The sequence below is a fragment of the Vibrio sp. V23_P3S9T160 genome, assembly GCF_963886625.1.
In the GTDB taxonomy this organism is placed as follows: Bacteria; Pseudomonadota; Gammaproteobacteria; order Enterobacterales; family Vibrionaceae; genus Vibrio; species Vibrio anguillarum.
Genome location: NZ_CAWPDB010000125.1, coordinates 16,616 through 31,253 on the forward strand (window position 1 = coordinate 16,616; position 14,638 = coordinate 31,253).

Here is a 14,638-nt window from a genome sequence, read left to right on the forward strand (position 1 = left end):
CACCATCTGTTTTCAGTAAACCATCCGTTTTCAGTAAACCATCTATTTTTAGTAAACTATCTGTTTTTAGTGAATCTGCCGTTGTAGTGAACGTTCACTAACCGCAGAAATTCGTTGATTCACATCGGCAAACGTTACTTGTAATGTCGGGTGTTTCTTTAACAGTTTTTGCTGCTGTTTCAGCACTTTCTCTAACTTCTTCAGTACTTTTTTCTGTTTTTTTAACGCTTTCTTGCTCTGTTTTTCCGATCGCTTGGCGACCTTTTTACCTTTGTCCGTCATGCCATTTGACGTACCAGAGCGCAGTTGTTTCTTCCCTTCCGAAACAAGCTTTGTCGATGCACTCGGAATAGCAGCAGGCTTACACAGCGTGTTTTTATCCGATGATGAACGAGCACATGAGCGACAAAGAAATGTTGGCGCAGCCACAATCTGATGGATATCCCCAAGCTGGCTAGTAATATCGTGTCGGTTCAATTTGCATAAACGCTTATTCATGTACACCTTAATCACGAATAGGAATAATTATTAGTTAGATATACAATTCCAAACACGATTAAGCAAGCACTAAATTACATCTATGGGCAACGAGATTTTCTCGCCAAAGCTAACGTATTGAATGCGTTAGATCATCGCCGCTTTCACATACACATCAAAACGATTTTTCTTGGTTTCAATCGCCATACTCGGCTTTTGTTTGTCTAACCAATCGGCATAGTCAGGACGCTTCACCACCACGCGTTTGGTCGCCAAACTCAAGGCTGGATTTAATAATGCATCAGCATCCAAGTCAGCGCCCACCAGCGATTGAAAGACGCGCATCTCCTTTTTTACCAAAGCCGTTTGTTTTTTACTTTCCGGGTGCGGGTACATGGGGTCAAGATACACCACATCTGGCTTTACAAAATCTTCATCTTGCGCCAGTTTTTCGAGCGCATCATGACTCGAAGCGTGAAGTAACGACATTCGCTCGCTTACCCAGCCGCCAATCTCCGCATCTTGCTTGGCACGCTCTAAACCATCATCGAGCAGCGCGGCCACAACGGGATGCCGCTCGACCATTTGCACTTTACAGCCGAGCGAGGCCAACACAAAAGCATCACGACCTAACCCAGCCGTTGCATCTAACACGGTCGGTGTCGCTCCTTTGTTTAGTCCAGCAGCTTTGGCTATCGACTGACCTTTACCGCCACCAAATTTACGTCGGTGAGCAACCGCCCCCGTGACTAAATCGACATAAATAGCGCCGAGTTTAGGCTCATCCAGTTTACGCAACTCAAGACGATACTGAGTTAATACCAAGGCAAATGGGCTCTCAGCGCATGGTTTTAATCCCCAACGCGCGGCTAATGTATCCAAATGTGCTTGCTGAGCAGGAACTTCGCAAATCAGTTGTAGCTGCAAGTTAACTCCGAAACCAAGGAAATAATGAGGAGGCTTGAGTTTACCCAATTTTCACTGACGTGACTAAAGCTTATCGCTTTTCTTAAACGGCGGCTTACGAGAAACAACGACCAGTGATAAACTGAGCGAACCATTTCAATGATAAGGATGCTGTAATGCAAGCCAATACCGCTAAACTGGACGAACTCGACCGCGCCATTTTAAAAATTTTAATGGACGATGCACGCACGCCCTACGCAGAAATGGCCAAGCAGTTCAACGTTAGTCCTGCCACTATCCATGTTCGTATTGAAAAGATGAAATCGGCCGATATCATTCAGGGTACGGAAGTGATCGTCAATACCAAAAAATTGGGTTATGACGTGTGTTGTTTTATCGGTATCAATCTCAATGCCGCGCGAGACTACCATTCGGCGCTCGCCAAACTCAATGCGCTGGATGAAGTGGTGGAAGCCTATTACACCACAGGAGCCTATAATATTTTTGTGAAGTTAATGTGCCGCTCGATTGAGGAATTACAATTTGTGCTGATCGACAAATTACAGGCAATTGATGAAGTGCAATCCACAGAGACGCTTATTTCCTTGCAGAACCCGATTAACCGAAATGTGAATCCTTAATCACCGAAGCCGCAAACACCACGCAATAAAAAGCCCGAAACTAAATTCCGGGCTATGGCATCGGTACTGATAATAAATTATTTGTTCAGATAAGTTAAAAGCTCTTCAGCCGAAATACCCTGCTTTGCCAATTCCTTCGCCATGATTTCGACTTGCTCGCCTTTACGCGCTTCAATCACTTGTTGAAACTGAAAGACTAAATCACGCAGAACTGGTAATGGTACTTGTTTGGCGGCACTGCGAATACGCTCACTACTTTGGTTGCCTAATTCATTCAGCAATTTTCCGAACATGACCTTTTCTGGAGACTCGTCGAGTTGTTCCCAAATTCGAGCCATTTCATAGGTTGTCATTGACATTGTTGTTTCGTTTCCAAAGTGCAATTGAAATAATTAAGTGACTAAATATACACCCGTTAAAAAGAATATAAAACAGCAGGTGACAATTTATTAATTCACCACTAATTGATGCCAATAACGCCCTGCTTTAGAAAATAGGATAAACAACGCTGGCGCAATCAGCCACATTTGCAGTGCAATTAATATCTGAGGCTCTAACCCAACACGCTGCATGGTGCCAACTAACAGGCCAGCACCACTCATCTGAAACAAACCAAGCAGTGCTGCGGCGGTTCCCGCACGGTCACCAAATGGCGCCAGTGCTTTTCCTGCGGCCGCTCCCAGAATCCAAGCAAAACCGATTGATGACATAAAAATGGGCAGCATAAAGGCAATCGCCGTTTTCTGTTGTGCCAGCGCGACCATGGTAGTCCCCGCAATCAATAACGTGCCAATTCCAACCACGAGCGCCATATGGGTACCAAACCTATCCATAAATTTCGGCGCACTTAGGCAGGCAACGATATTAATGATGGCATTGAGTCCAAACCAGAAAGTAAATTCGTTCATGGTTAATCCATAACCTTCCATTAATACCACTGGGGCAGAAGTGACATAGGCTAAAATAACCGCCATCGCTAACATACATAATGAAGCATGGAAGAGAAAAGATGGTGTTTTCAATACGGACCAGTAACGCGATAACTTAAAGAACGCTTGCTGTTCGGTGGCTTGTGGGTTGGTTTCTTTCATACCAATCACCATCATTAAACCCGCGACCACGGCAAAACTAGCCATAAAGCTGAAGTTACTGCGCCAGCCAAATTGCTGAGTTAACCAACTACCAAGGATTGGCGCTAATGCAGGAATAAAACAGATTGCACCATTTAAGTAGCTGATCATTTTGCCGCTACGTTGTGGACCAAAAATATCGCGAACTGTTGCAAAAGCCGCTACCGATGTCGCGCACGCACCGAAGCCTTGTAGTAGCCGAGCCATCAGCATCCATTCAATACTTTGAGCGGCCCACGCCAAGCAAGCACTCAATGCATAAATACTGATCCCTCCTAATGCAACAGTTCGACGACCGAGTTTGTCCGCTAGCGGGCCAGCAAAGAGTTGACCGACTCCCATAGCAAACAGAAACCAAGTAATCGTATCTTGTGCATAAGCGTGTTCCACGTGAAACGTTTGAGAAATTTGCGGTAAAGCTGGTAGATAAATATCAATCGCTAACGGGCTAAACAGAACCAACAAAATCAGTAATGCCAATTGACGCTTGCTATGCGCGTCAGAGGTTATTTGCTTCACGAAACACTCCAGTAATGAGAAAGAACACACTTTTACAACTCGGCTATAATAGAGCAATGATGATATGAATAGAAATGGCTTATACTCATCACAATTATTCCCAAATGGAAATACAGATGAATATAGAAAAATTAGCCAGAATCGATCTTAATTTGCTTGTTTGTCTGTCCGTACTGCTAGAAGAACTGAACGTAACGCGCGCCGCCCATCGCCTCTGTTTGAGTCAATCTGCCGTCAGTAAATCGCTTGCCAAGCTTCGTCAGCAGTTTAATGACCCGTTGTTTATTCGTAATTCACATGGCTTAAAGGCAACGCCGCAAGCGCTCTATCTCAAACCCAAACTCGACACTCTCATCAATCAGCTCGAGCTACTCACTCAACCACAACAATTTTCACCACAAAGCAGTGAATACCGTTTTCATATTGCGGCAGTAGAAAGCGTCTACCCATTGATTCTCCCCCATTTTTTGCCCGCTATTTTCAGCCAAGGTCCAAATCTCAACATCAATACTCACTCTTGGAATGACCAAACCTTTAAGAAATTGCAGCTTGGTGAGTTGGATTTAGGCATTACCGGCAAGGACATTGATATCAATGATGCCAAATTAACGATGCTGCCACCCAGTGATATCTGTGAGCAAGAGATCTATCGAGATAGCCAAATGTGCGTGGTACGTAAAGACCACCCAGCATTGCGAGATAATTGGACGTTAGAGCGCTATTTATCGCTACGTCACGTACAAGTACGCTGCGATGGTAATGATCGCTGGCTACTCGACTATCGCTTGGCGGATATCGGCCGAGAAAGGGACATCGCAATTACAGTACCGGATTTTAATAGTGCCGCCAGCCTTTGTACTTATACTGATTTTATCTTTACCGCGCCGAGCCACTTCACCCACCTAGTAGCCAAGCAGATGGATCTCGTCGTGTTGCCATTACCGATGGAATTTCCACCTATGGCTTATACGTTATTTTGGCACAGAGACAGAGAAAGTGACCCCGCATTGAGCTGGTTAAGGCAGATGATCCAAACCAAAACACTGCATCTCAGATGAAGCTGCGGTTTGCGCCAGTTCGATAAAAAGAGTAGTTTATTGAAGCTCGTCCCCATCGCCACAACCCCATAGACACAATAATAAAGTCAGGGTTTGCTATGGATTTGCACAGTTCCCTACACCTACAACGGACGGTTATGAGAAAGGATATAACACAGATGCATGATTCAATCGCACAACGCGTATCAGCCTTACGTGGCTGGCTCACACAGCAAGGGCTTGATGCCATCATCATTCCACACGAAGATGAATATCTCGGGGAATATGTACCGCAACACAACGAACGCCTGCATTGGTTAACTGGTTTTACTGGCTCGGCAGGCGCGGCTGTGGTCACCCACGATAGCGCGGCTATTTTTGTGGATGGCCGCTATACCGTGCAAGTTCGTAAACAAGTGCCAGAGGCAACCTTTGAGTACCGTCACTTGATTGAAGAACCCGTTCTCGATTGGCTCCAAAGCGCATTGGTCTCAGGTAGTAAAGTGGGATTTGATCCGCGCATGCATCGAGCAAGCTGGCTTAAAACGGCACAGGCAAAATTGTCTGATGAGTTACAGCTTATTGCCGTCGGCAATAATCCAATCGATGAGTTATGGAAAGACCGTCCTAGCGCTGCAATTTCAGCAGTGCGCTTGATGGGTAATGAACTCGTCGGTATCAGTAGCCATGATAAGCGTGAGCAAATAGCTCATCAGCTGAGTAAGAAAAAGATTGATGCGGCGGTACTGACAGAACTTGATTCCATCTGCTGGCTGTTAAATATCCGTGGCCTTGATGTTTCCCGATTACCAGTATTACTTTCCCATGCCATTATTTATGCTGACTCCAGCGTCGATTTCTTCCTTGACCCTGCTCGTCTTCCTGCGGAATTTGACAAGCATGTCGGTGGCGGCGTTCGCGTTCACCATCCAGATCAATTAGAAAAGCAGCTTAACTTACTCGCAGGTAAAAAGGTGATGATCGATCCTGCCACCAGTAATGCATGGTTTACGCTGACTTTACAAAATTCCGCTGCTGAAATCATTAATGACGCCGATCCGTGCTTACTGCTAAAAGCGGCAAAAAATGCAACCGAAGTCTCTGGAATGAAAGCGTGCCACGTGCGTGATGGTGTGGCGATGACGAAATTTCTTGCTTGGTTGGATAATGAAGTGGCAAGTCAAAGACTGCACGACGAAGGCTATTTATCTGACCGCTTACAAGCATTTAGAGAGGAAGACCCTACTCTAGCCGATCTTAGTTTTGATACTATTTCAGCGGCAGGCAGTAATGCAGCTATGTGCCATTACAACCACATCAACCAAGTAAAACCAGGACAATTAGCTCAAGACTCACTTTATCTTGTCGATTCTGGCGGCCAATATTGTGATGGTACGACTGATATTACGCGTACCATTGCTATTGGTAACCCCAGTGAAGAGATGAAAAAACAGTTCACCTTAGTGCTTAAAGGTCATATTGCACTAGCCAGAGCACGCTTTCCAAAAGGCACTTGTGGTCATCAGCTTGATGTACTTGCCCGTCAGCACCTATGGGCTAATGGCTTCGATTATGATCATGGCACTGGTCATGGAGTCGGCCACTTTTTGAGTGTCCATGAAGGGCCACAACGCATCAGCAAAGTTTTCAACAACGTCGCACTGCTGCCAGGTATGGTACTGTCGAACGAGCCCGGTTATTACCGTGCCGATGCGTTTGGCATTCGTATAGAAAACTTAGAACTGGTGGTCGAAGTTGAAACACAAGGTGATTTCTCTGTGTTGGGGTTTGAGTCTCTCACGCGTTGCCCAATTGATAAGCGCGCGATCAACATCAATATGTTAACTCGACCAGAGCTCACATGGCTAAATGACTATCATCAAAAAGTATGGGATCAAGTTGGTCCACTCGTTGAGGGTGATAACAAAGCGTGGTTGCGCCAAGCGACGCTAACTATTGAGCATGATTAAACTTCAACATGATAAAACAAATGTGCTGTAAGAAATCTCTCTGTAGTAACTTAACCTAGAAAGATGAAAGGCGACCTCGGGTCGCCTTTACTTTAACTTATGATTCTCTTAACTCGAACTCACCTTAATTAGCTAAATCATCATGCTTTAATGCATCCATATGTTTCACGTGAAACGTGCAAGCCATGACCTCATCCAGAATAGGCAGCATGCCAATCTCGCCACACAACTTCAAAGCCTTGCCCTTTAACAGCGACGGCAACTTGTGCGGCTGTACGTTCATCGCTAATCACAAATTGCTCAAGCTCGGCCTCTTGCATTGCATAACCTCCAGGCTGTGTTTTTGATCCCGCCGATATGCTGGTGATCCCCAGTGGAATGAGCTTATCCCTAAAGTGCGCCGATTCGCGGGTAGAAAGCGAGAGTTCCACTTCTGAATTGAGCAAGCGAAATGCACAGATGAGCTGAACCAGTTGCTTGTCAGACATAACCGATTTAAGTTGCAGCCCACCTTCACAAGGTCGCAAGCGAGGAAACGAAATTGAATAGCGCGTCTTCCAATATCTCTTTTCAAGATAATCCAGGTGAGCGGCCACGTAAAAACAATCGGCCCGCCAATCTTCCAAGCCAATCAAAGCGCCAAGACCAATCTTATCAATCCCCGCCCGGGCAAGTCGGTCCGGTGTTTCAAGGCGAAAGTTAAAATCCATTTTGTTGCCACGCAGATGATGTAAAGCGTAAGTCGATGGATGATAAGTCTCTTGATATACCATTACCGCATCTAAACCTAAGCTCTTTAGCTCCGCATAGTGCGCTTGCTGAAGCGGTTGAACCTCCATAGCAACATAGCTGACTTCACGCTTTATCAACGGCAGTATCTGCCGGAAATAGTTCATGCCTACTTTGGTTTCATGCTCACCAGTGACCAGCAAGACATTATCAAACTGCATCTGCTTGATAACTGCCAATTCACGTTCAACTTCATGCAAACTTAATGTACGCCGCTTGATGCGATTCTCCATCGAAAATCCACAATAAGTGCACGCATTGGCACACAAATTTGAAAGATAAAGCGGGATATAAAAAGAAAGAGTATTGCCAAAGCGTTGCCTCGTCAGTGCGTAAGAAAGTTGCGCTAACTGCTCGATATAAGGCTCAGCAGCAGGAGAGATTAATGCCTTAAAATCCTCCAAATCGCGCTTCTCTTTATGCAATGCTCGCTCGACATCTGACGCTGTTTTGGAACGGATTGATAACGCAATATCGTCCCAATCGAGTTGTTTGAAACGTTCTAAAAAGCTCATCGCTATTGATCCAAAAATGCAGTTAGAGGGCTGGATGCGATAGCATGATGAACCTGAGTTGCAAGCCCAGCCTCATAAGCCATTCGACCCGACTCCACCGCCAACTTAAATGCCAACGCCATTTGTATCGGATCGCGCGCGGCCGCAATTGCGGTGTTAACTAAGGCAGCATCCGCGCCCAATTCCATCGCAAAAGCCGCATGCGATGGCGCGCCAATACCGGCATCAATAATCACGGGTACACGAGCTTGGTTGATGATGATTTCTAAAAAATCTCGTGAGACCAGCCCCTTATTCGATCCAATTGGCGCACCTAATGGCATTACGGCCGCACACCCCACCTCCTCTAAACGCTTACAGAGTACAGGGTCAGCATGACAATAAGGCAATACGGTAAATCCATCTTTCACCAATTGTTCCGCTGCTTTTAACGTTTCGATAGGGTCAGGCATCAGATACTTAGGATCGGGATGAATTTCTAGCTTCAGCCACGATGTCGATAACGCTTCACGCGCTAAATGGGCAGCAAAAATCGCATCCTTCGCATTTTTCGCACCCGATGTGTTGGGTAAAAGATGGACGCCTGACTCGATAAGTGGCGCTAAAATATCATCATTTAATTGATTAAGATCGACTCGCTTTAATGCCATCGTCGCCATTTGTGAGCCAGATGTGGCAATAGCTTTTGTCATTAACTCTCGGTTGGCAAATTTCCCCGTTCCAGTGAACAGGCGAGATTCAAACTGTTTATTCGCTATCGTTAACATTTAGCCTCCTGCAATGGCTTGAAACAGCGATATTTGGTCGCCTTCACTTAATAGGGTCGTTGACCACGCACTACGTGGCACCACGCTCTGATTCAGGGCAAACACACAACCGGTAATAGTGATAGAAAGCAGTTTGGTGAGATCCGTAATACTGGTTCCCGCTGAAACTTGATGAAACTGCTGATTAATCTTGATGGTTATATCTGACATGTGGCTTCTCCCTTCATCTGTTCAGCCTGTGGGTACCCACACACCTCGCACTGAGGATCTTTAACAACATTTAAGGTTTGGAATTGAAACAAATGAGCATCAAACAGTGTCAGTTGGTTAGCATTACGCATCGTCTGTCGAGTCAATATCATGATGGCTTGTAAAGCTTGCAGGGTTCCGATGATTCCGACGACAGGCCCCAGAATACCGAATTCATTACAACGCTGCGCGGCAGGCAGTTCGCTATCAGGCACTAAACAGTGATAACAAGGTGACAACGGCAGTTGATCAAAAGCAATGACTTGCCCCTTCCATCCAATAGCCGAACCTGAAATCAATGGTTTAATTAGTTTGCGGCACAACTGGTTAATTTGCTGACGACTATGGATGTTATCCGTGCAGTCAAGAACGACATCAGCATTAAGCACTTCCAGTTCGAGCTGAGTACCAATAAGGCGTTTAGATATCGCTCTTACTCTGCAATCAAGGTTGATGGCTTTAATTTGTTCTGCCATCGCATCGACTTTGGTTTGACCAATTTGCCTCTCTCGGTAGATCACCTGCCGAGGTAAGTTGCTGCTTTCAACTCGGTCATCATCCACTATTACCAGTTGTCCAATACCAGCACTCGCCAAATACAAAACGGCCGCAGACCCTAAACCACCACAACCAATAACCAGCACTCGGCTATCAAGTAAAGATTGCTGTCCATTCTCACCTATTTCAGGGAGCGCAAGTTGTCTTTGATAACGGATAAATTGCGCATCAGAAAGCATAATCACATACCTCCTCAGCACTACTTGGTAATCGGTTTTGTATGATTCGATTGAAACTATCAATGATCAACTGAGGTGATTTTGCTTCTGTCACTGCACGTACAACGGCCAAGCCTGATACATCGCACTGCCAAACTTGCAATGCGTTCTCTAGGTTAATTCCGCCAATTGCAACTGTGGGTGTTTTTGCACTTACAGCTTCATCTGAGTTGGCGGCACAACTTAAACTCTCAATTAGCTGCTGGTAAAGTTTCAACCTAACAAGCCCCTGCGGCTTAGAGGGCATAATTTTGGTGGTGGTTGGGAATATGTGACCCAAAGCGATATAGCTGGGATTTAGTGAAGCGATGTTCAGAATCTCATAATAGCCGTGAGTTGAAATGCCTAAACAGATCCCAGCTTGAGCAATTTGTGCTAAATCTGCATTGGTGAGATCTTCTTGTCCAAGATGAATGCCAAAAGCACCATGCTTTATCGCAAGCTGCCAATGATCATTAATAAAAACCTGTGCTTGATAGGCTTGTCCAAGCTCAATAGCGGCAATAATTTGTGATTCGAAATCAAGACGTGTTGAATCTTTGATTCGCAGTTGGATTGTCTTTACACCAAACTTCAATAACCGCTCGACCCACTCAGCGCTATCCACAACAGGGTAAAGGCCAATATTTTTGTCTATCTTTGGAAAACAGATATGATTTTGTTTATCGTCAGCAAAGATGCCAGCTACTGAATGTTGTAGCTGAGGAAAATATCGGCTATCCGTTGGCCATGTTTCACGTGAAACACTCATTGCCGCGCGAGCAACCACTAAAGCATCCTCTAGTGGAAAGTCGAGACACAACAATGATAGAACCCAAGCAAAGTGCTCACTCTTTGCATCAGCAGCATGAGCATTCGTAGAATATCTTATACGACGCAGCTCTTCTCCGTGATACCACTCATCGACATAGTCGTGTGAGTCAGCAGCTATAAGCCCTATTTTGACCAAACAAGTTTCTCGTTTCTGGGAGTGATCGAATGGCATTTGAGCGCAAAAATTGACTTGGTATTGCAAGAATAAATTGGGCTTATCAGTTAAAACACTTAGTGCATCTTCGCACGAGGCTAAGGAATTACTGCCAATCAAAGATGAACATGACGGCGTTACTAATTGACAATATAAAGTTGGGCTGGCACCCAAAAAAATATCATCGATATCAAAACCATGATGCTTGGCCAATAGCAAAACCTGTTGTACTTGAGCAGTCAACGCAATGTCATCGCGGGGTATAAGTAATTGAATCATCTAATTACTCCTCGCTAACGACTGACCGTTGACTAACAGCAGGATGATAAAGCTCTGATCCTGAGGCTTTAAACTCTTGCGATTTCTGTCTCATGCCTTGTAACGGGTCATCTAGCAGCGTAACGGAAATGAGCGCATCAGCAGCAACTTGCTTGGTATCTAGCGCATACTCTCGAACCTCTTGAGAGATTTTCATCGAGCAGAATTTCGGCCCGCACATTGAGCAAAAATGCGCGACTTTACCAGACTCTTGCGGAAGAGTTTCATCGTGAAAAGCACGCGCCGTAACTGGGTCTAATGCAAGATTAAATTGATCTTCCCAACGAAACTCAAAACGTGCTTTCGATAAAGCATTATCGCGCACTTGTGCTCCCGGGTGCCCTTTCGCAAGGTCTGCAGCATGTGCTGCCAATTTATAAGTAATTAAACCCGTTTTAACATCTTCTTTGTTTGGTAAACCAAGGTGCTCTTTCGGTGTTACATAGCAAAGCATCGCGCAACCATACCAGCCAATCATCGCAGCGCCAATGCCGGAAGTGATGTGATCATATCCCGGAGCAATATCGGTAGTTAATGGGCCCAAGGTATAGAATGGCGCTTCATGGCAATGCTTTAATTGTTCATCCATATTCTCTTTAATCAAATGCATGGGGATATGGCCAGGGCCTTCAATAATGACCTGTACATCATATTCCCACGCTATTTTGGTCAACTCACCTAAAGTGCGCAGCTCTGCAAATTGTGCTTCATCGTTAGCATCGGCAATGGATCCTGGCCGTAGTCCATCCCCTAAGGAAAGGGCAACGTCATACTTGGCGCAAATTTCACAAATTTCACGGAAATGAGTGTAAAGAAAACTCTCGGTATGATGGGCTAAACACCATTTAGCGATAATAGAGCCGCCACGCGAAACGATACCAGTAACACGTTTCGCGGTCATTGGCACATAACGAAGCAACAAACCAGCATGAATTGTAAAGTAATCAACACCTTGCTCCGCTTGCTCAAGTAAGGTATCTCGCATTACTTCCCATGATAAATCCTCCGCAATACCATTTACTTTTTCCAATGCTTGATACATAGGCACAGTGCCAATCGGTACGGGGCTATTACGTAAAATCCATTCTCGAGTTTCGTGAATATTGCGCCCAGTAGAGAGATCCATCACGGTATCCCCACCCCAGCGGGTTGCCCATACCAATTTTTCAACCTCTTCTTCAATTGATGAAGAGACGGATGAGTTACCGATATTCGCATTCACTTTGACGAGAAAATTACGACCAATGATCATCGGCTCTGATTCAGGATGGTTAATATTCGACGGGATGATGGCTCGTCCTTCGGCAACTTCACGACGCACAAACTCAGGAGTTATTTGCTTTGGTAAATTAGCCCCCAAATGAATCCCTGCATGTTGCTGGCTCAGCTGTGCATCCATACACTCTCCACGTCGCGTATTTTCGCGAATGGCAATGTATTCCATTTCGGGTGTGATAACACCTTGCCGCGCATAATGAAGTTGAGTAACGCACTTCCCTTTCTTTGCTCGGCGTATGGCTGGCAGGTTCCCATAACGTAGTTCGTCCAATGTATCATCAGATAAACGTTCTTTAGTGTAAGCAGAACTGACCTCATCAAGCCACTCGGTATCATCCCGATCAGCGATCCATTTATCCCTTAATTTAGGCAAACCTTGATATAAGTCGATAGTATGAGATGGGTCGGTATAGACACCTGAAGTGTCATAAACACATATAGATTCATTCGGTTGATAAATCGGTGAGGACTTTGTGCCCCCGACCAAGCTGTCAGCTAGTTTAATCTCACGCATTGGCACGCGGATATCCGAACGTGAACCAGTAATATAGATTTTAGAAGAATTTGGGTAGGGTTCGACAGACAATGTGTCAATGAATTGTTTGGCTTTCAGTCTCGCTTGTTTGCGACTCGACATAGCATCTTCCTTTTTTGTACTAGGGATAAATGCTTGACGGATTAATGCACAAGAGTTGATCAAAATGGAATTTTGATCTTAAGGATATAACGCTAGATAGATCACCAGCAGGTTATATTCTCTTGTTCCCTTCGCAGGTATTAGCCTGATCAGGTTCAACGGATCCCGAAAATACGGTCTCAGCCTTATGGCACTCCGACAAGTTGAGTCACGATTATAGGGAAAGACTATCCATTAACCAAGATGAAATTATGATTTCGTTAACTTCTCATCAACAACTGGAAACCTATCCAAGCCGCTGAGATGCTTAGTACGACGTTTAATAAGATATTAACACCCATTTTCAGAAAGGCTCCTTGCTGCATCAGCAATACATTATCCATAGAGAATGTAGAAAATGTGGTTAATGCACCCAAGAAACCCAAACCAATAATCTGGCGCCATGGCTCAGTTGCAAGTAATTCACTCTCAAAAGCAGCGATCAATAATCCCATAATAAATGAGCCGACAACGTTAACGGTGAGCGTTCCATAAGGAAACCCGCGTCCTAATAAGAACACACATAGCTCGGTAACTAGATAACGTGCACATGCGCCAAATGCGCCACCTAATGCAATAAAACCTAAAATAGACAGCTGTCCCATAACGAATTCCTAAAAGTAACCGTCGTTATTTTAACCGCTAAGCATAATAAATCGAACCTAATTACTAAAATAATCAAGGGAAGTTATGCTGATAATCTAGTGCTTTTAAAAAGTTACATCCGTCACTTACTGAGTAAATGGATAAGCTAAACCGCTCTTAATGCCAATTGAAGTAACAATATGATCTAATTAAGGCTATTTCACGCTCGGGATCGCTTTCTTGGATACAGCTTGAGTACAGAGATCTGGCCACAAAAATGTGCCGAAGGGATGAGGTAAACGGAATTAGTTAATTTTTCGGATTGCTATCATAGAGGATAGTGCACAGATAGCAAAAAGCCTCAGCATTTCTGCGGAGGCTTGATAGATGGCAGGGGTGGAGAGATTCGAACTCCCAACACGCGGATTTGGAATCCGTGGGTTACGCTCTATAAAGATATAACCGAATACCACCCTTGGTTATGTTGGCTTGTACCTTATGGAGATTTCGCAAGCTAATGTACTGCAATGTGCTCACCACGGAATTGCATCGACAAGTCGTATCGAGAATCACTGACCAACTAGCACCACGTCTAGGCTGAGGGCTAAATTTCTAACTATGTATGTAGCAATGGATACATTGCGGCAATTCCACTAGCGATTAGCGAAACCATCCCACCGAGAATCTTCCAACACATTCAGCAGACAATGACGCTCTGGTAATCACTCATAGTGATCTGCTCCAGCTAGACTGGACACTTCATTAAGCGACATTTTGCTGTTCAAAGTTAACTGGGCTTAGATACCCAAGAGCACTGTGCCTTCTCGTCCGATTATAATCAACCTCTATGTACTCGAAGATCGTTTGGCGCATCTGGTCTCTCGTCATAATCGGCTCATTTTGGATTGCTTCAACTTTCATAGAATGGAAGAAGCTCTCAACACAAGCATTGTCCCAGCAATTTCCTTTCCTACTCATACTTTGTTTTAGATTATAAGCAGTTATGAGATCTCGATAATCTTTTGAGCAGTACTGACT

The 14,638-nt window shown here is 44.8% G+C and carries 15 protein-coding genes, 1 tRNA gene and 1 riboswitch; of the genes, 3 read left to right on the forward strand and 13 right to left on the reverse strand.

Going from position 1 to position 14,638, the window contains the following annotated elements; translation table 11 throughout:
- Positions 1–66 precede the first annotated feature (66 nt).
- Both AACU59_RS09780 and AACU59_RS09785 read right to left on the reverse strand, forming a co-directional pair.
- Positions 67–513, reverse strand: a complete 447-nt coding sequence (locus tag AACU59_RS09780; protein WP_094145080.1) for a hypothetical protein — start codon at positions 511–513, stop codon at positions 67–69.
- Positions 514–624: 111 nt separating this feature from the next.
- On the reverse strand, positions 625–1,404 hold the full coding sequence (locus AACU59_RS09785) for a class I SAM-dependent methyltransferase (RefSeq protein WP_010319578.1): 780 nt from the start codon (positions 1,402–1,404) through the stop codon (positions 625–627).
- Between the two features lie 155 nt (positions 1,405–1,559).
- Here AACU59_RS09785 and asnC point away from each other — a divergent pair, with 155 nt between their 5' ends.
- Positions 1,560–2,024, forward strand: a complete 465-nt coding sequence (gene asnC / locus AACU59_RS09790; protein WP_161437738.1) for a transcriptional regulator AsnC — start codon at positions 1,560–1,562, stop codon at positions 2,022–2,024.
- A 77-nt stretch (positions 2,025–2,101) separates the two neighbouring features.
- On the opposite strand, the gene tsrA is transcribed toward asnC, so the two are convergent.
- Both tsrA and AACU59_RS09800 read right to left on the reverse strand, forming a co-directional pair.
- Positions 2,102–2,383 (reverse strand): H-NS-like global regulator TsrA, encoded by a 282-nt coding sequence (gene tsrA / locus AACU59_RS09795; RefSeq protein WP_017044523.1) that lies wholly within the window; start codon positions 2,381–2,383, stop codon positions 2,102–2,104.
- A gap of 90 nt (positions 2,384–2,473) precedes the next feature.
- Positions 2,474–3,673 carry a multidrug effflux MFS transporter gene (locus AACU59_RS09800; protein WP_235652717.1) on the reverse strand — a complete coding sequence of 400 codons (1,200 nt, stop codon included), beginning with the start codon at positions 3,671–3,673 and terminating at the stop codon, positions 2,474–2,476.
- A 116-nt stretch (positions 3,674–3,789) separates the two neighbouring features.
- Here AACU59_RS09800 and AACU59_RS09805 point away from each other — a divergent pair, with 116 nt between their 5' ends.
- A complete protein-coding gene (locus AACU59_RS09805) occupies positions 3,790–4,731 on the forward strand; it encodes a LysR family transcriptional regulator (protein WP_026027502.1) in 942 nt (313 codons plus the stop codon).
- A gap of 158 nt (positions 4,732–4,889) precedes the next feature.
- On the forward strand, positions 4,890–6,680 hold the full coding sequence (locus AACU59_RS09810) for an aminopeptidase P family protein (RefSeq protein WP_176428507.1): 1,791 nt from the start codon (positions 4,890–4,892) through the stop codon (positions 6,678–6,680).
- Positions 6,681–6,871: 191 nt separating this feature from the next.
- Here the strand turns inward: AACU59_RS09810 and thiH are convergent, their stop codons facing one another.
- The 9 genes from thiH to AACU59_RS09855 all read right to left on the reverse strand — a co-directional run.
- On the reverse strand, positions 6,872–7,984 hold the full coding sequence (gene thiH / locus AACU59_RS09815) for a 2-iminoacetate synthase ThiH (protein ID WP_094144647.1): 1,113 nt from the start codon (positions 7,982–7,984) through the stop codon (positions 6,872–6,874).
- Between the two features lie 2 nt (positions 7,985–7,986).
- Positions 7,987–8,751 (reverse strand): thiazole synthase, encoded by a 765-nt coding sequence (locus AACU59_RS09820; RefSeq protein WP_094144648.1) that lies wholly within the window; start codon positions 8,749–8,751, stop codon positions 7,987–7,989.
- Positions 8,752–8,961, reverse strand: a complete 210-nt coding sequence (gene thiS / locus AACU59_RS09825; protein ID WP_019281194.1) for a sulfur carrier protein ThiS — start codon at positions 8,959–8,961, stop codon at positions 8,752–8,754.
- The gene (locus AACU59_RS09830; RefSeq protein ID WP_094144649.1) at positions 8,949–9,737 is read right to left on the reverse strand and encodes a HesA/MoeB/ThiF family protein; all 789 of its coding nucleotides are present in this window, start codon (positions 9,735–9,737) and stop codon (positions 8,949–8,951) included. The genes thiS and AACU59_RS09830 overlap by 13 nt, the downstream gene beginning before the upstream one ends.
- Complete coding sequence (thiE, locus tag AACU59_RS09835; RefSeq protein ID WP_094144650.1) at positions 9,727–11,022, reverse strand: thiamine phosphate synthase; 1,296 nt, start codon at positions 11,020–11,022, stop codon at positions 9,727–9,729. The genes AACU59_RS09830 and thiE overlap by 11 nt, the downstream gene beginning before the upstream one ends.
- A gap of 4 nt (positions 11,023–11,026) precedes the next feature.
- Positions 11,027–12,976, reverse strand: a complete 1,950-nt coding sequence (thiC, locus tag AACU59_RS09840; RefSeq protein WP_094144651.1) for a phosphomethylpyrimidine synthase ThiC — start codon at positions 12,974–12,976, stop codon at positions 11,027–11,029.
- A 109-nt stretch (positions 12,977–13,085) separates the two neighbouring features.
- A riboswitch (TPP riboswitch) is annotated at positions 13,086–13,184 on the reverse strand.
- Positions 13,185–13,236: 52 nt separating this feature from the next.
- The gene (gene crcB / locus AACU59_RS09845) at positions 13,237–13,620 is read right to left on the reverse strand and encodes a fluoride efflux transporter CrcB (RefSeq protein WP_094144652.1); all 384 of its coding nucleotides are present in this window, start codon (positions 13,618–13,620) and stop codon (positions 13,237–13,239) included.
- Between the two features lie 368 nt (positions 13,621–13,988).
- Positions 13,989–14,077 (reverse strand) — tRNA-Ser (locus tag AACU59_RS09850).
- Between the two features lie 285 nt (positions 14,078–14,362).
- Positions 14,363–14,638 (reverse strand): IS3 family transposase (locus AACU59_RS09855; RefSeq protein WP_161437739.1); only part of this gene is annotated, 276 nt, incomplete at its 5' end.